21 protein-coding genes are annotated in these 25,182 nt (G+C 46.8%); 6 read left to right on the forward strand and 15 right to left on the reverse strand.

Annotated features, from left to right (window positions below; all coding sequences use genetic code 11):
• Positions 1-46 precede the first annotated feature (46 nt).
• A complete protein-coding gene (locus tag QVE09_RS29150; RefSeq protein WP_315939651.1) occupies positions 47-1,000 on the reverse strand; it encodes an iron-hydroxamate ABC transporter substrate-binding protein in 954 nt (317 codons plus the stop codon).
• A gap of 434 nt (positions 1,001-1,434) precedes the next feature.
• On the opposite strand from QVE09_RS29150, the gene QVE09_RS29155 reads away from it, so the two are divergent.
• Positions 1,435-2,085 carry a hypothetical protein gene (locus QVE09_RS29155; RefSeq protein ID WP_315939652.1) on the forward strand — a complete coding sequence of 217 codons (651 nt, stop codon included), beginning with the start codon at positions 1,435-1,437 and terminating at the stop codon, positions 2,083-2,085.
• A gap of 137 nt (positions 2,086-2,222) precedes the next feature.
• Here the strand turns inward: QVE09_RS29155 and QVE09_RS29160 are convergent, their stop codons facing one another.
• Positions 2,223-3,458, reverse strand: a complete 1,236-nt coding sequence (locus QVE09_RS29160; protein ID WP_315939653.1) for a multidrug effflux MFS transporter — start codon at positions 3,456-3,458, stop codon at positions 2,223-2,225.
• A 6-nt stretch (positions 3,459-3,464) separates the two neighbouring features.
• A complete protein-coding gene (locus QVE09_RS29165; RefSeq protein ID WP_036608962.1) occupies positions 3,465-4,208 on the reverse strand; it encodes a GTP pyrophosphokinase in 744 nt (247 codons plus the stop codon).
• 434 nt (positions 4,209-4,642) lie between these two features.
• Between QVE09_RS29165 and QVE09_RS29170 the strand changes: the two genes are divergently transcribed.
• Positions 4,643-5,332, forward strand: coding sequence for an alpha/beta hydrolase family protein (locus QVE09_RS29170; protein WP_315939673.1), 690 nt, complete (start codon positions 4,643-4,645; stop codon positions 5,330-5,332).
• An 86-nt stretch (positions 5,333-5,418) separates the two neighbouring features.
• The gene (locus tag QVE09_RS29175; protein WP_315939654.1) at positions 5,419-6,135 is read left to right on the forward strand and encodes a YoaK family protein; all 717 of its coding nucleotides are present in this window, start codon (positions 5,419-5,421) and stop codon (positions 6,133-6,135) included.
• Positions 6,136-6,242: 107 nt separating this feature from the next.
• Here QVE09_RS29175 and QVE09_RS29180 read toward each other — a convergent pair whose 3' ends face one another.
• Positions 6,243-7,139 (reverse strand): LysR family transcriptional regulator, encoded by an 897-nt coding sequence (locus QVE09_RS29180; RefSeq protein ID WP_315939655.1) that lies wholly within the window; start codon positions 7,137-7,139, stop codon positions 6,243-6,245.
• Positions 7,140-7,278: 139 nt separating this feature from the next.
• Between QVE09_RS29180 and QVE09_RS29185 the strand changes: the two genes are divergently transcribed.
• From QVE09_RS29185 to QVE09_RS29195, 3 genes are all read left to right on the forward strand, one after another.
• A complete protein-coding gene (locus QVE09_RS29185) occupies positions 7,279-7,983 on the forward strand; it encodes an O-methyltransferase (protein WP_315939656.1) in 705 nt (234 codons plus the stop codon).
• A 77-nt stretch (positions 7,984-8,060) separates the two neighbouring features.
• Positions 8,061-9,374 carry an MFS transporter gene (locus QVE09_RS29190; protein ID WP_315939657.1) on the forward strand — a complete coding sequence of 438 codons (1,314 nt, stop codon included), beginning with the start codon at positions 8,061-8,063 and terminating at the stop codon, positions 9,372-9,374.
• 145 nt (positions 9,375-9,519) lie between these two features.
• A complete protein-coding gene (locus QVE09_RS29195) occupies positions 9,520-10,635 on the forward strand; it encodes an AbrB family transcriptional regulator (protein WP_315939658.1) in 1,116 nt (371 codons plus the stop codon).
• Positions 10,636-10,763: 128 nt separating this feature from the next.
• On the opposite strand, the gene QVE09_RS29200 is transcribed toward QVE09_RS29195, so the two are convergent.
• The 11 genes from QVE09_RS29200 to QVE09_RS29250 form a co-directional block, all read right to left on the reverse strand.
• Positions 10,764-10,967, reverse strand: coding sequence for a hypothetical protein (locus QVE09_RS29200; protein ID WP_017688872.1), 204 nt, complete (start codon positions 10,965-10,967; stop codon positions 10,764-10,766).
• 50 nt (positions 10,968-11,017) lie between these two features.
• A complete protein-coding gene (locus QVE09_RS29205; RefSeq protein WP_315939659.1) occupies positions 11,018-11,308 on the reverse strand; it encodes a YkgJ family cysteine cluster protein in 291 nt (96 codons plus the stop codon).
• Between the two features lie 100 nt (positions 11,309-11,408).
• On the reverse strand, positions 11,409-12,257 hold the full coding sequence (locus QVE09_RS29210) for a chemotaxis protein (protein ID WP_315939660.1): 849 nt from the start codon (positions 12,255-12,257) through the stop codon (positions 11,409-11,411).
• Positions 12,258-12,659: 402 nt separating this feature from the next.
• Positions 12,660-14,678 (reverse strand): PTS system trehalose-specific EIIBC component, encoded by a 2,019-nt coding sequence (gene treP, locus QVE09_RS29215; protein WP_315939661.1) that lies wholly within the window; start codon positions 14,676-14,678, stop codon positions 12,660-12,662.
• Between the two features lie 28 nt (positions 14,679-14,706).
• Positions 14,707-16,428: an alpha,alpha-phosphotrehalase gene (treC, locus tag QVE09_RS29220; protein ID WP_315939662.1), complete on the reverse strand. Its 1,722-nt coding sequence runs from the start codon at positions 16,426-16,428 to the stop codon at positions 14,707-14,709.
• A 375-nt stretch (positions 16,429-16,803) separates the two neighbouring features.
• Positions 16,804-18,159 carry a C4-dicarboxylate transporter DctA gene (dctA, locus tag QVE09_RS29225; RefSeq protein ID WP_315939663.1) on the reverse strand — a complete coding sequence of 452 codons (1,356 nt, stop codon included), beginning with the start codon at positions 18,157-18,159 and terminating at the stop codon, positions 16,804-16,806.
• A 238-nt stretch (positions 18,160-18,397) separates the two neighbouring features.
• A complete protein-coding gene (locus QVE09_RS29230) occupies positions 18,398-19,090 on the reverse strand; it encodes a metal-dependent hydrolase (RefSeq protein ID WP_315939664.1) in 693 nt (230 codons plus the stop codon).
• A gap of 97 nt (positions 19,091-19,187) precedes the next feature.
• A complete protein-coding gene (locus QVE09_RS29235) occupies positions 19,188-20,900 on the reverse strand; it encodes a glycoside hydrolase family 13 protein (RefSeq protein WP_397387120.1) in 1,713 nt (570 codons plus the stop codon).
• A gap of 119 nt (positions 20,901-21,019) precedes the next feature.
• Entirely contained in the window at positions 21,020-21,478 is a 459-nt protein-coding gene (locus QVE09_RS29240; RefSeq protein ID WP_315939665.1) for a VanZ family protein, read from the reverse strand.
• A gap of 41 nt (positions 21,479-21,519) precedes the next feature.
• The gene (locus QVE09_RS29245) at positions 21,520-22,389 is read right to left on the reverse strand and encodes an effector binding domain-containing protein (protein ID WP_315939666.1); all 870 of its coding nucleotides are present in this window, start codon (positions 22,387-22,389) and stop codon (positions 21,520-21,522) included.
• A 263-nt stretch (positions 22,390-22,652) separates the two neighbouring features.
• Complete coding sequence (locus QVE09_RS29250) at positions 22,653-25,085, reverse strand: glycogen/starch/alpha-glucan phosphorylase (protein ID WP_315939667.1); 2,433 nt, start codon at positions 25,083-25,085, stop codon at positions 22,653-22,655.
• Between the last annotated feature and the right edge of the window lie 97 nt (positions 25,086-25,182).

Raw genomic sequence — 25,182 nt, forward strand, 5'->3', positions numbered from 1 at the left:
TATTGCACCAGGAAGTAGGAACATGCTTTTTCATATCGACTATTTCTTATTTAACAATGCTGTTCTGAATGTCTTCCATAATTTGAAGGTTGGCTTGAACTCCACTGTACAACCAGCTGCTGGACCGGGTGAATTCAAACAAATTTCCATTTTTTACAGCCGGGATACTTTGCCACACTGGATCTTTCAGTGCTTCCGCCCCAGTACCTTCATCACTATTCACAAAGAACAAGTAGTCTACATCCATTTCTGCCAGCTTCTCCATAGAGATGGATGACCAGTTACCTGTTGCATTGGCAGAGATTTCTTTTACAACTTCAGGCTCTTGAAGTCCAAGCTCTTTGTACATTACTTCTCCACTTGACACGTTGTCACTTACAATAAAGAACTTGCCGCTAACCAACCATATGGCCGCTGCTGATTTTGTTCCACCTGTAACGTTATTGATCTTTTCCTTGATTTCTGTAGCTTTAACTTCGTAATCATCCAGCGCTTTTTGCGCTTCATCACTCTTATTTAAAATCTCACCGATTTTCAGCAACGTTTTACGCCAGTCGCTATTGATCTCATCGCCAAGTACATAAGTAGGTGCAATTTTACTATACTGTTCGTATTTTTCTCCTTCAACCACACTTTCAGAACCAATAATAATCAGATCCGGGTTAAAGCTTGTTACCGCTTCAAAAGGCAGATCAAAAGCAATCGTTGGGATACCATTCAGATCTTTTTGCAGATATTCCTGGATTCCGTTGGCTACCGACCACTGGGCAACTGGCTTAACACCTAGTGTTACCAAATTGTCTTCCAGATAAGACGCGATGACACGCTCCGGATTAGCCGGGATGGTTACTTTGTGTCCCATAGCATCTGTTAAAGTGCGCTCTGTAGCGGCTTCTGTTTGCGTCTCTATCTCGGTTGTTGTGTCGTTCTCTGCCGGCTTCGCTCCACATGCTGCTAACCAGATGGACATGACCATCACCGTAATCAATAGTGTAATCATTCTATTTCTCTTAAACAATTTATTATCCCCTTTCAATATGAAAACCTTATTCGGCATTATTGTGACAGATTTTAATGTTCAAAAATATTGAAACTATTATTGATACATATAATATCCGTATGTACATTTGTCCGATTCCATTGACAATGATAATTGTTATCAGTCTACTTGTCAATTCGATTATGCTCTGCGCTATAAGTTGAACTAAAGATTGTTTACACTGACACTACGATGATAGAACAACCTCCCAATCGCTGTTATCCCCAGATTTTATAGATTCCCCTTTCTCTAAGGGAAAAAATCCGGAGATAAAGGCGAGCGCTTCGCTTTTTCAGGTTTTTTCTATCCTCTCCGTTTTGTGTAAATGATTAGTCAACTACATAGATCATATAAAATCTTCTTGGCGGTACTCACATATAGGCGGATGCCGCCATATGCTGAATGCAGAATACGACGACAGGAAGGATGTTCTGTACATGTATTACGAATATAACCCTTATCTAAGTTATGGAGAAGACCGTTCATTTCAATTGCCTCCATTGTTCCCAGGAGGTGGCGGTGGCGGCACACCAGGTGGTCCGACGTTTCCTGGTATACCTGGCGGTCAAGGCTCCTATCCTCCATACATTCCGGGCGGAGGACCAGGTCCATATATCCCCGGAGGCATTCCAGGTACAATCCCGGGTACAGCACCGGGCGTACCTGCGCAACTGGCTCAAGGCAATCTGCCCACCCTGCTTAGTGCCTATCCTCGTCCGGTAGGTCAGCCTCCTGCAGAAATGCTTTTTCTGTATAACCTGATCAAAAGCAGCCCGGGTCTGCTCCCGCTCTTCCTCCAGCAGCAGCCGCAAAGTCTCACTCAAGCGGTGCAATTTGCACAGACTGGTGCAGCGGCACCACGAGAGAACGAAGAACGTGCACTGCCCAACTTTTGCTACAACCGATGGTCCCTTGTCTTCACATACAATGATGTCTACCTGATGTGGCCTGCGATTAATCTGTTTGGTTTTGTGGTGGGGTACTTCTATCCATTCCTCACGCCAGGTATACTGTCCAATACACAGATTTTGTTTGCGCTCTGCTAAACCTGTCCTTACCTACAGCAAGAGCCCCGCTTGGAAGCATGATTCCTTCCAAGTGAGGCTCTTGTTCGTTCTTTTAACCAGATGTGCCTTTACACTATTAAGACTCCATAAACGCAAGGTGTGCAGAATCAGTACATTTAACTCAACACCTGATCGTTCTGGCGCTTCCTGCCTTTACTGACCATTAGGAAGTAAATCACCAAGGCACCGAGATCCGCACACGCAATAACAATTCCCATTGGCACAGCTGTTCCTTCTCCCCCGAGACCTACGAGGGGAGCGACAATACCACCGAACAGGAACGTCATCACACCAATAAGCGCAGACGCACTGCCTGCCGATTTCTCCTGATTGGCCATGGCCAAGGCAAAGGACGCGGTATTGACCAGCCCAACACTGGATACCACCAGAAATAACGGAATCAGTACAGAGATTAGATTACCTCCAGCCAGAATGGCGATGAGCAGTGAAGTTCCTCCGAGCGCCGCGGTTAGCAGCCCCGCGATTAACAGGTGAGTCTCTGATACCTTTCCTGCAAGTCTGCCGGCAATCTGACTGGCCAGAATAATGCCTAATCCGTTTATGGCAAAGCAAACACTGAACATTTGGGGCGATACCCCGTATATTTTCTGAAGTACAAACGGTGAACCGGATATGTAGGCAAACATGCCAGCAGCTACAAAACCCTGGGTTAACGCATAACCCATAAACTGACGATCCCCTGCGATTTGGCGAAACGTAATCAAGGTCTGCTTCAATCCCCCGCTTGATCTCCGGTTGGACGGCAGTGTCTCTCCTAGGCCAAAAATGACAGCCAACAGCGTCAGTATTCCGATAAGGCTGAGCAAAATAAATACGCCGCGCCAAGATGTATACGTCAACAATTGTCCACCAATGATTGGTGCAGCAATCGGGGCTACGCCGTTAATCAGCATTAACAGAGAGAAGAACCGTGTCAGTTCCGGGCCCGAATATACATCTCTGACGATTGCGCGCGAGATGACAATCCCTGCCGCTCCGGCTACACCCTGAATGAACCGTAGCACAACAAAAGAGCCCATCGTCGGGCTGACCAGGCAGAGTATGGAAGCGATGGTATAGAGCACAAGCCCTGCAATGAGCGGTGTTCGCCGACCACGTACATCACTTAGAGGTCCGGCAAGCAGTTGTCCAACCGCAAGTCCAATCATACATGCCGTCAGACTCAGTTGAGCATACGAGGTCGATGAACCAAACTCATCAGCCAGCGTGGGCAATGCGGGTAAATACATATCCAGGGACAACGGCCCGAAGGCCGACAATGTCCCCAGAATTAAAGCCATCCGTACGCGAGATGTGGAGTTCGTGTTCAATGAAGATGTAGTACTTTTCATCAAGTACTACTCCCCGCTACCCAGCAGCTTGAGCAGGTTGGATGGCAGTGTGAACTGTTGATTGTTAATAATAATACGGCGCAATTCTTCTTCATCCCGCTCGTTATCGGCGTCCTTAATCTCCTGAATTTCCCGGTGAAGTCGCTCCATCTGTTGATCAAGCGCATTTGCCGAATCTGCCGCACTCTTTAACTCTCTCGTCAAATGCTCGGGAACATCCTTATTGTATTTATAAAAAATCTTATGCTCCAGACTCGCCCAGAAATCCATCGCGATTGTACGGATCTGGATCTCCACACATGCTCGTTCCTCGCCATTGGACATGTACACAGGCACTTCCACCAGAAGGTGAAGGCTTTGGTAGCCGTTTGGCTTCGGATTCTCGATGTAATCTTTGACCTCCAGTACACGCAGATCACTCTGGTTGCACAGCATATCTTTAATACGATAGATATCCGAGATAAAGGAACATGTAATCCGTACCCCGGCGATATCCTTGATATTTTGCTTGATGCTCTCAAATGTTAACTCATGATTTTTGCGGAACATCTTGTTCATAATGCTCTCAGGAGATTTCAGTCTGGACTTTGTATGCTCAATTGGACTGTAATCATGCAGAGACTGGAATTCTTCCTTCAGGACTTCAATCTTGGTCTCCATTTGATCCAGAGCAAATTTATAGATCATCATAAATCTGGTAATTTCATATTTGAATTTCTTGAATTGATCGATTGGATGTGGAGCGTTCATCATGGCTTTCTCCCTTTCTTTCTGCACACTAAAATTAGTTTTATGAATATGAGAACAAGCGGTCAATCCACATGTCTCCTGAACCATTATAAATCATATGGAGCCAATAAACGAATTTCTTACATTTGGGCTGGTGATTCAGCCTGGAAGGTATGGGAACTTATTTTACGCGCATCCTATAGAAGCATCCCTGTCATTTGGCACGCAAATATTAATAAAAGAGGTGGATTTTACTGCTCTATCAAGTGACGTATTCATCCGATACACTTCGAGTTAAAGCTTATTTATACCTGCCACAAGGGTGTTCATTACCTGATATCACGACATATGAAACTTCTCAACCTAGCTCTGTCTCCTCTGCCTTTCCGGAATTCGCTTCCATACATACATCTCTACATTTGCAACCACTCGCCAGCCACTACCCTGCTGCAAAAATGCATGATACGGATAACACACAGGAACAGTGGCCTGTGCTGATCTATTGTCGCGGCGGACTTGGCAGCTATGGCGGGGTAAATACCGTTTGGCTTGAGCAGTTTGTACATAAAGGTTATATCGTGTTCGCCCCATCCTATCGTGGCAACGAAGGCGGTGAGGGGCGTGATGAGTATGGCGGAAGAGATGCCGAAGATGTTCATGCCGCTTACCGGTTGATGCAGCGTTTACCTTTTGTAGACCCAACTCGGACATCGTTAATGGGGTTCTCCCGTGGAGCCATTAATGCTGTACATACGGCAACCGCCTACAATGAGGGACCGGACAAAGTACATAAGTTAGTTCTTTGGAGCGGTGTCGCGGATGTGGAACGCACTTATCATGAACGAACCGACCTGAGGCGCACATTGAAACGGGTGCTGGGAGGTTCCCCACGCGCAGTTCCGGAAGCTTATCTCGCCCGTTCTCCCTTGTCGAAAGCAAACAAACTATCTTGTCCCGTGCTGATCATGCATGGTACATCAGATACACAGGTTAATTATAGTCACGGAACCCGAATGTATCACTGGCTTAAGCGGCGAGGTGCGGATGTCACATTTCACGCCTATGGCGGGCAGGATCATCATTTTCACGAGAAAATACATGAGTCAGCGGTGAACAATATGTTTGATTGGCTCGCTGCACCTTAAGTCTTGCGCGATGAATTTCATTTTGAAGAAGCGTGGGTTATGGCTGTATACTGGAGGGGCTACGTTTTTTTGAAAGGACGGATAGGATGAATCAAAGCACCCTCCAAAAATACGCCATGTTGCTTCTCTGCATGTCTGCCGGAATGGTGGATCTGATCGGATATCTGGGACTGGGGCATGTGCTCACAGCCAATATGACGGGAAATATTGTTTTGTTGGGTATTGCCATCGCCCGTGCTCAGGAATTTGTCGTGCTGCGGTCATTGCTTGCTCTCATCGGTTTTATTGCCGGCAATGCCATTGCAGCACATATGGTTGGACCTGTGCAGACCAAAAATGGCTGGTCTTCTAAGGTCACAGCCGTATTTACTGTTGAAAGCATATTGCTGCTGCTGTTCGCGATCGCCATGATTAGTCCATTTTCAGAACAACTGTCCTATCTGTTAATTGTCATCCTAGCCGTTGCAATGGGGATGCAAACAACTGCGGCACGCCGCATTGGAATTGCTGGCATCTCAACAACCGTGCTCACCAATAATTTGGCCGCTGTGGTTGAGGATACCGTAAACATCCTTAAAAAGCTGTGGCATGCCAATATCCGATCATTAGCCAAAGCCTTGTCCACAGACTCCTACCTTCGTGCAGGTGCTGTTGTCATCTATTTGATCGGCGTCATTGCAGCCGCATTGTTATTCCACCGTGAGCCCATGATCGCAGTCTGGATTCCTGTCCTGATCATTGGCGGCGTAACGCTATACGCCCGATTACATGCATGGGGGACTTCACAACAAAGTGAAGGTTAATTGCCGAAATAGCAACCTGTTCATTTTCAAGAGGCTGTTCAAAAGTCCACTCTAGGGTACTGAACACTGTTTTTTTTGAACACGTATTTTAAGTATAATCGCGCTATTTATTTCATCAAAGCAGCTTCTTGGCGGATAAGCTTGACCAGATGCTGTGCAGCAGGCGATAACACTTCCCCTGCTCGTGTACATACGGCAACCGTATTTCTCAGCTGCACACCTCGAACGAACACACGTGCAAGCCTACCTTGCTGCACATCCTCCTTCACAACCAAAGAAGATATAAAGTTGGCCCCATAACCTGCCTTCACCGCACTGATCGTTTCATTCAACCCGTTGAACTGAAGCGCAATGCGGGGAGCGGCCAGGTTATTTGTTGTGCATAGGGAAACGAGTCGCTCACGCGTGGCACTGCCTTCTTCGCGCATGATGAACGGCTCTGCCATCATCTCATGCAACTCGATTTCTTTGCCAGCATACGGATGGTCTGGATGTACAACAAACCACATCTCATCGTCAAACAATTCATCCCATTGGACACCTGCATGTGTAATTCCACTTCCACCATACACTGCAATCTCTGCCTCATAACGAAGTAATTGGTCAAAAGCCATTCGAGTGTTGGTTGTGCTCACAACAATCTCCACATCCTCGTGCATTTGCTTAAACCGCGCAATCCAACCAGGCAACAGAAAATTTGAAGGCAAGTAGGTTGCCGTAAGACGGATCAGTCCTTTCTTGCCCTCCCGAAAATCCTGCACAAAATTCTCGACATCCTGCTCCAGCATGAACAGACGTTCCGCATAACCGGTTAACTGTATCCCAGCATCCGTAAGCACCAGTCTTCTCCCCTCCGAAACAAAAAGCTGGATTCCCAATTCACGTTCAAACTTCTTCACCTGGGAAGATACCGCAGGCTGACTAATATTCAGTTCCTCTGCGGCACGAGTGACCCCGCCATATCTCACGATGGCATGAAATAATCGTAATCCATGCAGATTCATGTGTTACACCTCTTCCCCGTCAAATACATAATCTAAAGTTATATTAACATATATAATATATATTTTATTTATACATCTACTCCATCTATAGTTGAATTATGAAATCCAATACAAGAAACAAAGAAAGGAACATGTGAACATGAAAAATATAAATACGACCGACCTACAGCATACCTGGACCCAAGTCGACGACTACATGAATAATCTACTGATTCCCTCGGATACCTTACTGGAGCAAACCCTGCAAACCAATGCCAAAGCTGGACTGCCCGCTCATGACGTAACACCGAATCAAGGAAAGTTACTTCAACTCCTGCTGCAAATCCAAGGTGCATCCCGTGTACTTGAAATCGGCACATTGGGTGGGTACAGTACCATCTGGATGGCAAGAGCACTGCCTGAACACGGACGCATCGTCTCACTGGAATCGGAATCACATCATGCAGACTTGGCCCGATCCAATCTCACACGAGCAGGACTGATGCACAAGGTTGACCTGAGAGTTGGTCCTGCCTTAACCACCCTTCCCGATGTTCAGGAAGAATACAGGGAACCGTTTGATATGATCTTCATCGATGCTGACAAACCGAGTAATCCCGATTATCTGAGATGGGCCCTGCGACTGACTCGGCCGGGGAGTCTTATTATTGGTGATAATATCGTCAGGGACGGTGAAGTGATCCGCACAGACAGCACAGACCCCAGAGTTCAAGGCGTTCGATCATTCCTGCAGTTGATCGCGGATCACCCTCGGCTTGAAGCTACAGCACTGCAAACGGTTGGTAGCAAAGGTTACGATGGATTCGTCATTGCTCGTGTGATTCATGCCCCTGAACCAAAATAAACAGTGGTCAATTCTTCCGCAAATTCCCCTTTCCTGTTAAACTGGAATCACTGCACAGGCAGACTGGGGGGAACCACTTGAGAGTTTTACAACATATTAATGATGAAATTCGCGGCTGGTCCCGCAATATTCAACTGTTTTTCCTGGCTAGCATTCTGTATCAGATCGGAAATGGCATGTTCTCTGTCTTGTACAATCTGTACATCCAGGGTCTGGGCTATAATGATACAATGAACGGCCAGATTGTAAGTATTCAATCACTCGCAACAGCCATTATGTTTGTTCCTATCGGTCTATGCGGTGATCTGTTCAGCCGCAAGCGATTACTCATTACAGGGGCGTTATTCAGCGGAATCTTTCTGATCGGACGCTCCTTCGATTATTCGGCTACAGGACTGATTTGGTTCGCGGTATTCTCTGGCCTTTTCGCTGGGGTGTTCCAAGTACTAGCCATTCCTTATCTGGCGGAAAACGTCAAAAAAAGCCAGCGGCTGAAAATGTTCAGTTATTATTCATCCCTTGTGCTGGCTTCCCAGGTGCTTGGTAGCCTGGGTGGCGGTGTATTCGCAGATTTGTTACATACGGCAGGACTCGCCAAAGTGACCGGATTGCAGACGGTTTTATTTGTCGGTGGTGCAGCAACACTGGCTGCGTTTATTCCGCTGTTATTTGTAACCGAAGGCAAGGCTGCTCCGCAGACAACAATTCCGGCGCAACCCGTTCTTCAACCCAATGCGGATCTAAAAGAAAGTTCAACGAATATCCCAAGCACGGACGATTCGATCACGAAGAAAAAAGATTCCCGACTGATTGGTCAATTTATAGTGACTCAGTTGTTAATTGGATTAGGTTCCGGACTGGTTGTACCGTATCTGAATCTGTATTTCACCAATCGGTTCTCGGTTTCTCTGAGCGGCATGAGCTTACTGATTGCACTTGGTCAGATTATGACCATTGTATCCATGCTGATTGGTCCTACCCTGGCGGCAAAGGTCGGAAGCGTAAGAGCCGTTGTCATTTTCCAGGTCATGTCGCTGCCCTTCCTTCTATTAACAGGCTTCACCAATCTGTTGTTCATCGCTTCGCTCAGTTTCTTATTCAGACAAGCATTGATGAACGCAGCCAATCCCATTCATTCAGCCATACTGGTGGATCGAATCTCTGACAAACGCCGCGGCATTGCCAATTCACTGATGCAGACGTCGTTCATGATTGGTTGGGCTACCATGGGACCTGTTCAATCCTATCTGGTCACCACGTACGGAACGTATTGGGGTTATGCGATCACTTTCAGCATCACAGGCTGTCTATACGTTATTTCATCATTGATGTACTATGTAATGTTCAGAGAACCCAAACCTTCCGCTACCGCTCTCGCAGGAGAAGCATGAACTGGACAGTAGCAGCCTGGTTATTCCATAGATAACGCAACGTATCTCATCATCAGGAGTGATCACACATGAACATGAATCCTTCATTAAACCTGAATGCATACCTGAATCTCATAGCACCTCATTCAACCGATAGGCTAAACAGATGGAACTGATGCGCAAGCTTGGTTCCCAAGTTGTCTTTCGGTTTTTTCTTAGTCTGGGTGTCTCTGTTCTTGGCGGATTGCTGTTCACAATAATTCATACACCGATCCCATGGTTGCTCGGGCCAATGGTATTCATGCTGCTTGGCTCCCAAGTCGCCAAATGGCCGCTCATGTGGCCTGCCTCCATTCGGGACTATGGCATTCTGATTGTTGGCTACTCGATTGGACTCACCTTAACAGAAGAGGCACTGCATGGCATTTTGCAACAACTTCCCATGATGCTTCTGATGACCTTGCTGTTAATTGGATTGTGTGTGATTACGGCTTACATCGCTTCAAAGGTAACCGACTTTGATTTTCCCTCCCTGCTGGTTGGCAGCATTCCAGGGGGACTGTCCCAGATGGTGTCCCTTGCAGAAGAGATGAAATCCATCAATCTGACGCTGGTTACCTTTTTGCAGGTGACTCGGCTGATCATGATTGTCTTCTGTGTTCCGTTCCTGCTATTCAGTCCGTGGATTGGAGGTACCGCAGGTGGTGGAACGGATCAGCCTTTCATTGACGTAGCAACGTGGGGTGCCCTTTTCCCCGAGATTCTTCTCTATGCTCCGATCTGTATAGCTGGTGCATGGGTTGCACGCAAACTCCGATTTCCGACGGCCTTTATGCTGGGTCCCATGATTGTCATGTGTGTCGTTCAATTAAGCACAACGATGCATACACCCAGTCTGCCAACCTCCCTCTTAAACGTATCGCAATTGATGATTGGCAGTCACGTTGGACTGATGCTCAAGCCGGAACAGTTGCAACGCAAGTCACAGACAGTCACGCTAGCGGTGACTAGTAGTGTAGTGCTCATTGTTGGTGCGCTTGGATTGAGTTATCTGTTAATGAATGTGTTCTCCCTCTCCGCCGCAACCTCACTACTCAGTATGGCCCCTGGCGGCATGGATCAGATGAGTATCATGGCACATGAAGTGAATGCCGATCTTTCGGTTGTATCCGGGTACCAATTGTTTCGCATCCTGTTTATCTTTTTCATCGTCTCTTCCGTACTGAAGATGATTCTTGTACATATGTTGAAAGAAAAGAAAGCTACGCCCTATCTTCAATGATCAAATTTTGTCTGATCCCATGCCAAAGAGAGTATCCATTTGATGTCACATCCTGCGGATACTCTCTTTTACTTGTACAGACTCTACTTCAGCATTTTGCCTCATTCAATTTTAAGCATAATGACTACTTATGAATAAATTCGGTTGTACATCCAGCCTACAATGCCCACCGTAACCACTGTTGCCCCAATAATAAATGCATAATAGCCAATCTTACTTTTGGACTCCGAAGTCTGATGGTCATAATAATCCGAGTTACGTCGGTAAAACCCCATCCATAACTCTCCGATCATATTCACAACAACCAATACAAAACGTTTAACAAGCCCCATTGTATTCGCGTCTCCTCTCTCTAATCAACCTTCTTCCCTATTAAGTATAATTATCCCAATTCATTAAAACAACCTACTGATATTACCTTTGGTGCAGTTTCTTGCTCCAACCAGGTTAGAATATCAAAGGCTTCCTGATCGGTGCTACCACACATCTCTTCCTCAGATTGCAGTCCACTGCATACCGCAGGACGATCTTTTTGGCCAAAAATTCCGCAGCGATTATCATCGGTAAGCTGCACACAACGTACACCTGCCGGCTTGCCATGAGCCATGCCCGGTATCGGTGATGATATGGAAATCGCGATACAACATGCGGCACAGCCTGTCCTGCATTCCATACATATTCCCTCCTGATTAAAACTTATAGTACTTACAATACATGTTCAAAAAGATCGGTTTTCAGTACCAAAAAGACGGGATGAAGCTAGAACCTCTTAATTATGAACGATTTATCCAGGTCCAGGTACGAGCCAGCCCCTGCGCGATTCTGCGATTCATGCTTCGATTCGAAAAATATCCCCCATGACTTAGCGGATTCCAACTCATAGCCACGCCGCCCGAGTTCACCTCAATGTCTTCTTTCACGGCTTTCTCATAAGCAGGATCAATGGGGCGTAACGGGTAACCCAGAATATCATCCCGATCATAGAAGTTCACCCACTCCCCTTCCAGCCCGGCATAATACTGATTCAAATGGGGGGAGGGCACCTGAATCGGGCGACTGAAGTCATGGTAACGCAAACTCCATAAGGGCAGTGTTGTGCCAAACGAGTAAAAATGGGTCAGGGTGTCCCCCCGCTCCAAAGCTGAGTTCACATCGACAATCTCAGGAACCCGACTGGACGGATATTGCAGATCATAGAAGAAGTTACTCGCGATTACGGCACCCAAACTATGGGCAACCACACAGAGCGGAGCTTCCGGTCCATTACGCTGTGCAAGGGTATGCATCGCCTGATTCAACGTTCGATGTACGGCATCATAGTTATGGCCTTGATTTTCCACCGGTTGATAAGCAACCGCATCAGCCAGGTAATGGATGACAAATCGGCGCAACGCCTGAAAGTTCAATCCCGGAGAGCTGACGAGCTGTTGAAAGAGTGCCTCTTCCCGCTCCTCAAATACATCCGCCCAATATACAGGTTCGATATCCAGCATCTGTTTGGAGGCTCCAGGCAAGACCATTACCTTGTCCAATTCCTTATGCAAACAAGCAATCAGCTTGTCCGCGTACCCATCCTTCCGCATACCCAGCCCATGAATGACCATCACCGCAATACGTGTCATGGCTCTCCTCCTCATCGATCTAGGAACTCTTTCTCCACCATATGAACGCCACGACTCGAACATGCCTGAAGCTTGCTTTATCAGAAAATCAATATGAACTAAAGAATATTTACACTGCACACTCCGATGACAGAACAACCTTCCGATCACTGTTATCCCCAGATTTTTTATTCCTTTTATAAAGGGTAAATCCGGGGATAAAGGCGAACGCTCCGCTTCTTCAGGTCCTTTCTGTCCTCTCCGTTTTGTGTAAATGTTTAGTTCAATTTATATAGGAACCCGTATTTCAAAAATGTGATTCTTCCATTTTATATACAGTTTACCATGATCGTCATGAAAATAACGATCATACCGCAAAAAGGAGCTGCACATCTCGCAGCCCCTTCATGGTGTTGTATTTGATTAGCCTTTCAGATGAACCTTCAACACACCATTTTGATTAGATGTAACGTCACCTGTCGTGACTTCCACCCGTTCAACCATATCCTGACCATCTGGAATGATAATTGGTGTAATCAGCGGGTACCCCGCATCTTCAATGACCTTACGATCAAATTCCAACAGCTTTTGTCCAGCCTTTACATGCTCGCCAGCTTCGACATGCATGGTGAAGCCTTCACCCTTGAGGGATACCGTATTAATCCCGACATGGATCAGAACTTGTAATCCACTCGCATGTTCAAGAATCACCGCATGTTTACTTTTAATCACATGAGCTACCTGAGCATCAAACGGGGCAACAACAACGTTGCCGGAAGGTTCAATCGCTACACCTTCACCCATCTGTTTCTCGGCAAAAGCCGGATCAGGCACTTGCTCCAGTGACACAGCCTGACCTGTTAATGGCGCCATGATTTCAAGTGTATTCACGGCTTCGTCCCCTACTTGAGCTGCACTACGTGTGCGCTGGTTCGGATCTGTTTTTGCAGTTGAAGAGGTAATACCCGAAGCAGACTGCGATGTAGCCGCTTTAGGCTCATTAACGGTTTCATTGCTTGCACTACGATCTTCTTTTCTTAGTTTGGCTCTGCCAAAAAGGACGGTCAGAACAAATGGTACAACCAGGACAATCGCCATGCCGATGAAGAAGACACCCCATTTGTTAGGGAAAATCGACAGGAATCCCGGTACGCCACCTACACCGATGGAGGTTGCCTGAACATTATTTATCGTCAGCAGCACACCACCAATCGCGGAACCGACCATACCGAAGATAAACGGATAACGGTAACGGATATTCACTCCAAAGATCGCCGGCTCGGTTACCCCGAGGAAGGCCGACACCGAGGACGTTGCCGCAAGTCCTCTCATTTTCTTCTCACGCAGGACAAGCATCATCGCAAGTGCCGCTGAACCTTGCGCGATATTGGACAATGCCAGCATCGGCCACAGGAACGTACCGCCCTGACTACCAATGAGCTGAACATCCACCGCGAGGAACGTGTGATGCATACCGGTGATAACGAGCAAAGCATATAAGCCACCGTAGATCAGACCACCCAGCGCCGCGTATGAATCGTATACATAGATCAAGCCGGATGTGATTGCATTCGCAATAGCAAATGTAACTGGTCCAATGATCGTAAATGCCAGGAATCCGGTAATCAGCAACGTGACTGGTGCAACGACCAGCAGTTTAATTGAATCATGTACCCTTTTGTTCAGGAAAATCTCCATCTTCGCAAGCAGATACGCCGATACCAGTACCGGCAGAACCTGCCCTTGATAACCAATCTTCTCAATCTCCCAACCGAACAGATTCCATGTTGGCACCGTGCCATTATTCACGGCATCAGCGTAACCATATGCACTCAGCAGATCGGGATGTACCAGAATGAGACCCAGCACGATCCCGAGCAGCGGACTGCCGCCGAACCTTTTTACAGCTGCCCAACCAATTAGAGCCGGCAGGAACGTGAAGGCTGTACTTGCGATTGTATTAATAATGGACGCAAGATCTTTCCAGGCTGGATAAACATCCACCAGTGATTTTCCATCAAAGAAAATGCCTGGACCTGTCAGAATATTGTTAATCCCGAGCAAAAGACCTGCCGTAATGATCGCAGGCAAGATCGGAATGAAAATATCCGAGAGTGTTTTGATCGCTCGCTGAATTGGATTTTGCTTTTTACCAGCAACCGCCTTCACATCATCTTTGGAAGAACGATCTCCCCCGGTAATCTGAATCATCTCATCATAGACTTTATCCACCAGACCAGGCCCAATAACGACCTGGAATTGTCCTTGGGAAGAGAACTGTCCTTTAACCAGATCATTCTGATCCAGACTCTCGGTATCCACTTTACTCTCATCATACAAGGCAAACCGGAGTCGTGTAACACAGTGCGTTGCAGCTTCAATATTCTCTTTGCCACCGACTGCCCGGACGATCTCCTCAACTTGTTTTTTATCGATTGCCATAGTGTCACTTCCTATTTATAAAATGTGATTAGTCCTGTTGTGGCACAAGCCACATATAGGATGCATACGGGCTGAGAGAGATTTCCTGCGTCAGAGCAGGGGCTGCCTCCGTATTTCCTATGAGTAACTCTGCTGATTTGCCTGCAATGTGATCATTCCAGACCGCTTCCGGAAGCGAGAACGTGACGTCTCGTTTACTGAAGTTGGATACCACAATCAGGGTTTCACTTCCATTGGTTCGTGCGTACGCGAATACATCCGGGTGTGCATCGTCCAATCGTTCATACAGACCGTCGGTCAGCACGTTAACCTGTTTACGCAGGGCAATCAATTTGCGGTAGTGGTAGTAGATTGAATCCGGGTCAGCCAGCTGCTGTTCCACGTGAATGGACGGATACCTTTCATCTACCTTCAGCCAAGGTGTTCCGGTAGTAAATCCGGCGTTCTTACTTCCATTCCACTGCATCGGTGTGCGGGAGTTGTCCCGGGAACGCTCTTTTACAATGTTGAAAGCTTCTTCAGCGGATTTGCCTCGTTCTTCCTGAAGCAGGCGGTACATGTTCGTTGATTCAATATCGCGGAACTCGCTAACGTCATTCCAGACTGGATTCGGCATTCCGATCTCTTCACCCTGGTAGACATAAGGCGTACCTTGCATTCCATGTATCGTTGTTGCGAGCATCTTGGCACTCTCGACACGATAGTCACCATCATCGGCGAATCTGGATAATGCCCGCGGCTGATCATGGTTATTCAGGAACAGCGCGTTCCAACCTCCACCGGCTTGCATGCCTGTCTGCCACTCACTAAAGAGCTGCTTCATCGCTTCGAAATCATACGGCATCAGTTCCCACTTCTGACCATTCGGATAATCCACTTTCAGGTGATGGAAGTTAAACGTCATCGAAAACTCCCGGGAAGCCGGGTTCGAATATTGGATACAATGTTCCAGTGTTGTGGAGGACATCTCCCCTACGGTCACCATGTTGTGAGGCCCGAATACTTCATCGTACATCTCGGTGATGTACTTATGCACACGCGGTCCATCCGTGTAGTATTTGCGTCCGTCACCCGGTGACACGCTGCCATCATCGTCAGGGAACCGCTGGTCTTTGGAGATCAGGTTGATCACGTCCATACGGAAACCATTCACACCTTTTTCCGCCCAGAACTTAATCATATCGCGTACAGCTTCGCGTACTTCTTCATTCTCCCAATTCAGATCTGCCTGCGTTTTATCAAATAAAGTCAGGAAATATTGTCCCGTCTGTTCATCGAATTGCCAAGCAGGCCCACCGAACTTGGATTGCCAGTTGTTTGGCACACCGCCATCCGGGGCAGGATCTTTCCAAATATAATAATCCCGGTACGGATTATCCTTGGAAGAACGGGATTGCTGGAACCACTCATGATCGGTCGAAGAGTGATTCACCACGATATCAATCATCAGTTTCATATCACGAGCCTTTAGACCTTTCAACAGCTCGTCAAAATCCTCCATCGTCCCATAATCCGGATTAATCCGGTAATAGTCCGCTACGTCATATCCATTATCATGCTGCGGGGATACATATACCGGCTGCAACCACACAATATCGATACCCAGATGCTGCAAATAATCAAGCTTCTCGGTTAATCCACGAATATCTCCCGTACCCGATCCAGTTGTATCATTAAAGCTCTTCGGATATACCTGATACACCGTTGATGTCTTCCACCAAGATGACGGAGTTATGTTATTAGAACTCATGTTAACGCCTCCAATAAATTGTAATGCTCTTATGTGATGTTCCCGGCTAACTTCATATCTATATTACATAACTAAACATGTATATACAAGTTGAAACTATAATATGGTTATTCTTCACCTCTTCTACACATTCCCCATTAACCTTTCCTCTGTAACATTTATTTTGTCGCCTGCGTTCGTGAGCTCCATGATATCTGTATTGGGACAACAAAAAACCGTCTGTTCTTCCCACAATGGGTGTGGGCAACAGACGGTCTAATTTGGTTGAACTTGGTTGAACTTTTTAAATGTATTCTACTGTTTTTACTGTTGTAATGGATTGTTAATATAAAGTAGCTGTCAATTGACTTAATCACCACAGCGGAGACACGCCTCTTACGACATCTCCGGTGAAACTACGGCTTTCCCTTGTTTTTCCTGCATATTCAACTTCAATAGAGATAGTGCAGCTTGCTCTTCCCTTTCCAGTTCAGCAGCACTGATCTCACCAGAGAGTACGGCACGCATTCGCTTTTGATCCAGCAGACCTTCCCATTTTGCGACCACAAATGCTGCAACACAGTTGCCCATCAGGTTTGTGAAGACACGCATTGTGTCCATGAATCGATCTGCACCAAGCAGCAGAGCAACCGCTGCTACCGGAAAAGCATTGACGACTACTGCCGTCGCGGACAGGGCCAAGAATGCGGAGCCAGGTACTCCAGCCATGCCTTTGGAACTTAACATCAACACCAGCAAAATCGTAATCTGCTGCATCAATGTCAGTTCAATGCCTACGGCCTGAGCAACAAAAACCGTGGCCAAGGATAAATAGATCGAAGCGCCATCCAGATTAAACGAGTATCCCGTCGGCACCACAAGACCCACAACCGCACGATCACATCCCGCCTTGGTTAGTTTGTCCATCATGCGTGGCATCACCACTTCTGATGATCCGGTTCCAATCGCCAGCATCACTTCAGAACGGGTATACTTCACAAATTGCAGGAAATTCAGCCCGGTGATCCACCAGGCAGCCAATGCCAGCATGACCAGAAACAGCAGCGCTGCGCCGTAGCAGGCCAGAATCAGCAGACCAAAGGACGATAATGTGGAAGCCCCATAGGCACCTACCGTGTAGGCCATGGCTCCAAATGCGCCAATTGGCGCGAGTTTCATGATATAACCGATGATGCGGAATACAATTCCGAGCAGGTTCTCAATCAGCGTCAGTACATTCTCTTTTGCCTTACTCTCCGTTGCTGCCAGCGCAACCCCGAACAGGCAGGCCACGAGCAGTACTTGCAGAAGGGCATTTTGTGCAAAGGCATCCACAACACTTGTCGGAATAATATTCATGATAAAGTCTACCGTATGCGGTAACTCGGAACCATTGGTTTTCGCTTCAATGCCACTTGCGTCTATGGTCGAAGGGTCCACGTTCATTCCGGCACCTGGGCGAAGCAGATTGGCTGTTCCCAATCCGAGTACCAGCGCAACTGTAGTTGCAATCTCAAACCACACGATAGCTTTCAGTCCAATGCGCCCTACCGACTTCAGATCACCGATCTTGGCAATGCCTGTCACAATCACCATGAAAATCAGTGGTGCGATGATCATCTTTATCAATTTGATGAAACCTGTTCCGAGCGGTTGCAGCAAGCTACCCAGATCCGGCCACAGGATGCCTACGCCAATCCCGATGATTACCGCTACAATAATTTGAAAAAATAATGATTTCATAAATGACATGAACGCTCCCCCTGTTTGCGGTCAATTCGGATTTCCGTTTGGTTTCCGTGTAACTTTTTATATCATTCTAAACGGAAGTTCAACAATGGAATTTCAATGTTTTTGTCATTTGTACCAACTCTATCGTTGAAAATTGAACCTGAAACCGAAAAAAGACGAATATCGCGTCAGTTATCTTGACGTGATATTCGTCTTTATCCATAAATCCATTTATTATTGAACAGCGGTTAAATGTGCATTACAGGGTAATCAATTCTCCTGGGGCCAGCACACGGCCTTCCAACCCTTTTGCAGCAAGTTGTTGCACGAAGTGTTCCGCATCCTGACGAATTACCGGGAACGTATCATAATGGACCGGAATCGTCAGTTTGGCATTGAACCATTCGGCCGCCTGCAGCGCATCCTCAGGTCCCATGGTGAAATGTCCACCAATCGGCAAGAAGGCAACATCGATATCATGACGATCACCGATCATTTTCATATCCCCGAAGAGACTTGTGTCTCCGGCATGCAAAATCGTTTTACCACCAATATTAATGATATATCCAGCAGGCAAACCTGCATACATGATCCGTTGTTCTTCTTCCAGCACAATCCCGGAAGTATGGAACGCCTGAATCATTTTAGCTTGAGCAAAGTCAAGATCTACCGTTCCGCCCATGTTCATACCGAGTGTATCCAGACCTTTCCAGGACATATATGTAGCCAGCTCTACAATAGCCACAACTTTGGCGTTATTCGCTTTGGCAATAGGTTCAGCATCGAGGATGTGATCCATATGTGCATGTGTCAGCAACACAACATCGGTCTTAATATCTTCAGGCTTCGTGACGGCAAGCTCGTTGCCACGCAGGAAGGGATCAATGATCAGAGACTTTTCTTCTGTGCCCAGCTGTACACTGGAGTGACCGTGGAACGTAATATTCAACAACTTGGATTCCTCCCGACATATGTTTTGATTATTTTGAAACCACTATTTATTATAAATCATAGCTCTTCACCAACGCAAAATTACGCTAGCCTCCGTATTACCGCTGCTTACGATATACCCTTGCTTCATACGGCTGAAGCTGAATAGCACCTTCATCGGTAGAATAACGTCTGCTTACATTGCTGATCATCAGCTTGGCATGCTCGGAATTCCAGCCTTCCGGCCAGTGCATCTCGGGTTCATGCCCTCGGAAATTCAGAATGACCAACATCTGCTCATCATCCAGCGTTCGGGTATAGGCATAGATATCCGGATCATCCGGCAACAGCAGTTCATACGCACCATAGATAAGCACTTTATGTTGTTTGCGAAGCGCAATTAACTTACGGTAATAATGCAAAATGGATTGCGGATCACTTTCGGCATCAGCCACATTAATCTCGGGATAGTTATCATTCACCTGAATCCACGGCTGACCCTGGGTAAAACCTGCGTGTTCCGTCTCATCCCATTGCATCGGCGTGCGGGCATTATCGCGACTCTTAAGCCAGATTGCCTGCATGACTTCATGCTTCGACTTACCTTGACCAATGTTATGATTGAAATAATTTTTGGTCTCGATGTCCCGGTATTGTTCTATATTCGGGAAAGCGACATTGGTCATGCCGATCTCTTCTCCTTGATAGATGTATGGGGTCCCTTCGAGTGTAAGCATCCATGTCGCCAGCATCTGAGCAGAACGCACCCGATATTTACCGTCATCACCAAAACGCGAAACCGGACGCGGCTGATCATGGTTGCCCATATAATTGGCGTTCCAGCCTCTACCATGCAAAACCGTTTGCCACCGGCTCATGATTTCTTTGAGATCGGTCAATTTCCATTCCTTATAGTTCCATTTACCAATTCCAGAAGATTTGGCATCGATGAACATATGCTCAAACTGGAATACCATATTAAGCTCATCACGATCCGTCCCGACATAAGCCAAGGCCTGCTCGGGCCCAAGTCCCGAAGTCTCGCCAACCGTCATAGGTCCGTAAGGTTTCAGGATCATGTTATTCAGTTTCTTCAGGATGGAGTGTACCTGTTCCAGGTTGGAAAAGAGCTGATACGCGGGAACCACCGGCAGATTATGCGGGTTGTGGGCACTTGGCAGACCCTCTGCCTTGGCGATATGCGCTACTGCATCGAAACGGAATCCGTCTACCCCTTTTTCCAGCCACCAATGCACCATCTCATACATCTCTTCTGTCATCTGTGCATTGTTCCAGTTGAGATCCGGTTGCTGTTCCGAATACAGATGCAAATAATATTCATTCGTCTCAGGGTCATGTTTCCACACCGAACCTCCAAAATAGGACTCCCAATTATTTGGCACCTGCCCATTTTTGCCTGAACGCCAAATATAATAATCCCGCTTTGGATTCATCTTTGATGAACGCGATTCAGCAAACCACGCATGTTCATCTGACGTATGATTCAGCACCAGGTCCATCATGATCTTGAGGCCACGCTTGTGTGCCTCTGCCAATAATCGATCAAAATCCTCCATCGTGCCGTACTTGCGGAGAATGGCGTAATAATCACGGATATCGTATCCGTTATCATGTCCGGGTGAATCGTAAATGGGACAGAGCCAGATCACATCCACGCCCAAATTCTCTAAATAATCGAGCTTCTCACAGATCCCCTGCAAGTCGCCATATCCATCTCCGTCCGAATCCTTAAAGCTGTTCGGGTAAATCTGGTATACCACACTCTCTTTCCACCAAACGATATCGCCCACCTCGCTCTCATCATTGTCCACTATATAATCTCTGTTCACTATATTAAGCCGTTAATATGTTTTATCCGAAATGAATCCCTTGTAAACATTTGAAAGATATCTTATGCAAAAAGACCCGGTCATGGACCGCGATCTGCGGTTCAATTCCGAGTCCTTTTTTGTGAATATAAGATTAACTTAAATCCGGCGTATCCGATCCAGGCACCGATCGTGTTCAGAATAATGTCATCCACATCAAACGAACCTACACGTGTAATCAATTGTGTGACCTCGACACCCAGCAGAAGCAAAACAACTGTAGATGTAAAGGACAGGAACGAACGACACCTCCGAAACAACCATGGAATCCAGATACCTAGCGGAATGAACAATACGATATTGCCAAACAAATTTTTGACCCAGGCATCTGTATGGTACCTCTCCCTCTCCAACAGAAGTGGCCGAATGGTCTCAAAAGGTACGAGATTATATTGATAATACATGCCTGGCGTTCGGCCACTGACGAACAATAAATTGCCCATAATCAGTATGTAAAGCACTGCCATGCAAGCAACAAAGAATAACATCCACTTAGAGTGGAGCCATGACTTTTCGCTCATTCATCCCGTCCTCCGACCTTGATTTCCGCGAAGCGGTAGGTCTATTTTAACGGGATATAGATCTTCATGTCCAATTGTTCAGGGGTCGATTTCCAGACATCCGTCATTTCAAAGTCTGGCCCTTCCCTCCGTTCATAGTTGGACTGCGGCAGCCAGCTGCCATAGATCATTTTCCGAATATCCTGCCCAGAGCCTTCTACGGTGAATTCTGCATACAAGCCACCCGGGATTTCAATCGAGGTAAAACCGGGTTCAAGTACCTGCGATGCTCCACTGCTTTCTTCACCTACAATAAAAGAAAATGCTCCATCTTCTTCAAAATGACAGGCCACACCGTAAGCCATATCAGGGCGTGTCCTCTCCGGGATAACCATGAATCTCTGTCCCAATCCAAAATCGTGATAAAATCCGGGTATTTCAGCATAATGCTGATTGTCATTCAGGTTGGTCTTATATTCATAGCCGACAATCCAGTTCGGTTCCCGTGTGACCAGACGGGGTGTGTTCATGTGGAATGTTCCACCAAGTGAAGTTCGATAATCATTAAAATCAATGCTCCGCTGCATCTTCAAAAGAGACAACTGATTCGTTTCCAGCTTGCGCAGCTTCGCGGGTGTCATTCCAAAGTAGGCTGAAAATGCACGGGTAAATGCCTCCTGGGATTGATAGCCAAAACTCATCGCAATGTCCAATATGCCTTCTGATGTGCCCCTTAGCATCCCTGCAGCTTCCGTTAATCTTCGTCTGCGCACATATTCCAGTACCGTGAATCCGGTGATCGCCTGGAATAAACGCTGAAAATGAAACGCCGAAAAGCTCGCAGCAGCAGAAGTCTCTCTGATATTAAACTCATCTTGCAAATGCCGCTCCAGATACTCAATAGCAAGCTGAATTCGTGTGTAATGATCCATAGTGACGGCTCCCCTATCTAATTCAAAATATCAAACAATTTCTTATGTAGTATGACTGAGATCCAGATCTTTTTTTTGATTTTGTGTGCGAACTTGTATGATGGAAATATGTGAGTTGCACTTCTCATCATGTTGAATGACACTATGATACACTCTATGCCAAAATCCCCTTGTTCTACAAGGAGATGCTCTCTAGACTGGTTGATTAACCAGCAGAGATGGCTCTTGTGAACAAGGGGACTTGTTTGTCTAACAATCTATTTTTAACCTTTCCAGTTCCCGGACACGGGATGAATACCCCAGATATCTGTAGCATACTCACTAATGGTACGATCACTGGAGAATATACCGGAATGAGCGGTGTTCAATATTGCTTTCCGAGTCCAGCCCGGAATATCCCGATACGACTGGTCAATGGCAGCATGCGCGTCTGCATAAGCAGCAAAATCACGCAATACAAAGTATTCGTCACCATGGGCCAGCAAGGAGTCATAAATATCCCAGAACTCCCCGTCACGATAACAGAATGCACCTGGATGCACTAGTTGCTCCACAACCTCGCGAATGCGTTCATCATGCTGCACAATCTCATTCGGACGATAGCTGCCAGAACGATAATATTCAAGCACTTCATCTGCACGCAGACCATAAATGAACATATTTTCTTCTCCGACCTGCTCCGCCATCTCCACGTTGGCTCCGTCCATCGTGCCAATCGTTAAAGCACCGTTCATCATAAATTTCATGTTGCCCGTACCGGATGCTTCCTTGCCCGCGGTTGAGATCTGTTCACTAACATCCGCAGCGGGAATGATTTTCTCAGCAAGAGAGACGGAATAGTTCTCGAGGAAAAATACCTTCAAGCGGTCATTCACGGCCGCATCCCGATTCACCGTGTCAGCCACGGTGTTGATCAGCTTGATAATTTTCTTGGCAAAATAATAACTCGGCGCTGCCTTCGCACCAAAGATGAACGTACGTGGCACCATATCAAACGAAGCATCATTCTTAAGCCGATTATACAGATGCATAACATGCAGAATGTTCAACAGTTGACGTTTGTACCCGTGTAGTCTCTTCACCTGTACATCAAAGATCGAATCCGGATTCACTGTCGTTCCAGTATGATCCAGAATATACGCAGCAAGCCGTTCCTTGTTATCACGCTTTATCAAACGGAACTGCTCTTGGAATGATGTATTATCCGCATATCCAGCCAACTGGTCCAGCTTGCCCGGCTCTGTTATCCATTCGTTACCGATGGTATCCGTAATCAGATCCGACAGTTTCGGATTCGCATGCATTAACCAGCGGCGATGGGTAATACCATTCGTTTTATTATTGAAACGCTCTGGATACAGTGCATAGAACGGAGCCATCTCGCGCTCTTTCAAAATCTCGGTATGCAATGCAGCAACACCATTCACGCTATGACTGCCTACAATCGCCAGATGCGCCATCCGTACCTGATCGTTCGCAACAATTGCCAGATGCCCTATGCGATCCTGATCTCCCGGATACCGATCCAGCAGCATGCCACAGAAGCGTTTGTTGATCTCTTCAATGATCATATAGATCCGTGGAAGCAACTTGCTGATCATGGATACAGGCCACTTCTCAAGCGCCTCACTAAGCGTTGTATGATTGGTATACGATACAGTACGGGTTGTGATATCCCATGCTTCATCCCAGCCATACCCCTTCACATCAATCAGGATGCGCATCAGTTCTGGAATAACCAAGGTTGGATGCGTATCATTAATGTGGAAGGCCACTTTATCAGGCAAACGATCATACGGTAGCTCCAGCTTGTTGAACGTACGCAAGGCGCTCTGTACGCCTGCTGAACACATGAAGTATTGCTGCTTCAATCGCAGCAGCTTCCCTTCGTACTGGGAATCATCCGGGTACAGGAATTCCGAGATCGATTCAACCGAACGGCTATAATCCAGATAACCGTAGTAGTTCGAAGGGGTGTCGAGTGAAGTCTCGCGCTTTGGCTCGGCACTCCAGAGTCGCAATGTATTTACATGGGTTTGACCATAACCAATGACAGGCACGTCATAGGGAATAGCGACAACCGATTCGGCATCTTTTGTAACAAACTGATATTCTCCATCCTGCTCGTGAGCTTCTACCCGACCCCAGAACTGGACTTCCACCTTTTTGTCTGGACGGCGGACTTCCCATTCATTGCCCTTATCCAGCCAATTGTCAGGTAGCTCTACCTGATTACCATTGATGATTTTTTGCTCAAACAACCCGTATTTATATCGAATTCCGCAACCATGTCCTGCATATCGGAGTGATGCGAGTGAATCCAGGAAACAGGCAGCGAGTCGTCCCAGACCTCCGTTACCGAGTCCTGCATCCGACTCCTGTTCTTCTACCTCTTCCAAGGAAAATCCCAGTTCAGCCAGACTATCACGGACTAATTCCAATTCATTCACATTCAGCAGATTGTTGCCGAGCAGACGTCCAATCAGGAATTCCAGCGAGAAGTAATAGACCTGTTTATCCTGGCGCTGCTTAAACCCCTGATTCGACGCTGCCCAATCCTGTCCTGCATATTCACGGATCATGCTTCCCAGTACGTGGTACACGTCTTCCTTTGTTGCTTCTTCAATCGGTTTGCCCAATTTGCTGACCAGATTCCGTGTAAAGATACTCTTGAACGTTTCCTTGTTGTCAAACAAAAGTAGGTTCCTCCCGGGGAAATCCTGTAGGATGGTGGCGGTTCATACAAATTTTTGCGCATGAGTGTCAAAGCTGTAAATGCTACATTTTCGGCTG

Source organism: Paenibacillus sp. ClWae2A, assembly GCF_032452295.1.
In the GTDB taxonomy this organism is placed as follows: Bacteria; Bacillota; Bacilli; order Paenibacillales; family Paenibacillaceae; genus Paenibacillus.

Coding starts and splice junctions, on each gene's coding strand:
- QVE09_RS29205 (WP_315939659.1), bottom strand. CDS start 11,308: ATGGAATGCAGGACAGGCTGTGCCGCATGTTGTATCGCGATTTCCATA.
- QVE09_RS29240 (WP_315939665.1), bottom strand. CDS start 21,478: ATGAGCGAAAAGTCATGGCTCCACTCTAAGTGGATGTTATTCTTTGTT.
- treC (WP_315939662.1), bottom strand. CDS start 16,428: ATGAGTTCTAATAACATAACTCCGTCATCTTGGTGGAAGACATCAACG.
- QVE09_RS29155 (WP_315939652.1), top strand. CDS start 1,435: ATGCTGAATGCAGAATACGACGACAGGAAGGATGTTCTGTACATGTAT.
- QVE09_RS29180 (WP_315939655.1), bottom strand. CDS start 7,139: ATGAATCTGCATGGATTACGATTATTTCATGCCATCGTGAGATATGGC.
- QVE09_RS29245 (WP_315939666.1), bottom strand. CDS start 22,389: ATGGATCATTACACACGAATTCAGCTTGCTATTGAGTATCTGGAGCGG.
- dctA (WP_315939663.1), bottom strand. CDS start 18,159: ATGTCATTTATGAAATCATTATTTTTTCAAATTATTGTAGCGGTAATC.
- QVE09_RS29195 (WP_315939658.1), top strand. CDS start 9,520: ATGGAACTGATGCGCAAGCTTGGTTCCCAAGTTGTCTTTCGGTTTTTT.
- treP (WP_315939661.1), bottom strand. CDS start 14,678: ATGGCAATCGATAAAAAACAAGTTGAGGAGATCGTCCGGGCAGTCGGT.
- QVE09_RS29185 (WP_315939656.1), top strand. CDS start 7,279: ATGAAAAATATAAATACGACCGACCTACAGCATACCTGGACCCAAGTC.
- QVE09_RS29160 (WP_315939653.1), bottom strand. CDS start 3,458: ATGAAAAGTACTACATCTTCATTGAACACGAACTCCACATCTCGCGTA.
- QVE09_RS29210 (WP_315939660.1), bottom strand. CDS start 12,257: ATGACACGTATTGCGGTGATGGTCATTCATGGGCTGGGTATGCGGAAG.
- QVE09_RS29200 (WP_017688872.1), bottom strand. CDS start 10,967: ATGGGGCTTGTTAAACGTTTTGTATTGGTTGTTGTGAATATGATCGGA.
- QVE09_RS29170 (WP_315939673.1), top strand. CDS start 4,643: ATGCATGATACGGATAACACACAGGAACAGTGGCCTGTGCTGATCTAT.
- QVE09_RS29175 (WP_315939654.1), top strand. CDS start 5,419: ATGAATCAAAGCACCCTCCAAAAATACGCCATGTTGCTTCTCTGCATG.
- QVE09_RS29150 (WP_315939651.1), bottom strand. CDS start 1,000: ATGATTACACTATTGATTACGGTGATGGTCATGTCCATCTGGTTAGCA.
- QVE09_RS29165 (WP_036608962.1), bottom strand. CDS start 4,208: ATGAACGCTCCACATCCAATCGATCAATTCAAGAAATTCAAATATGAA.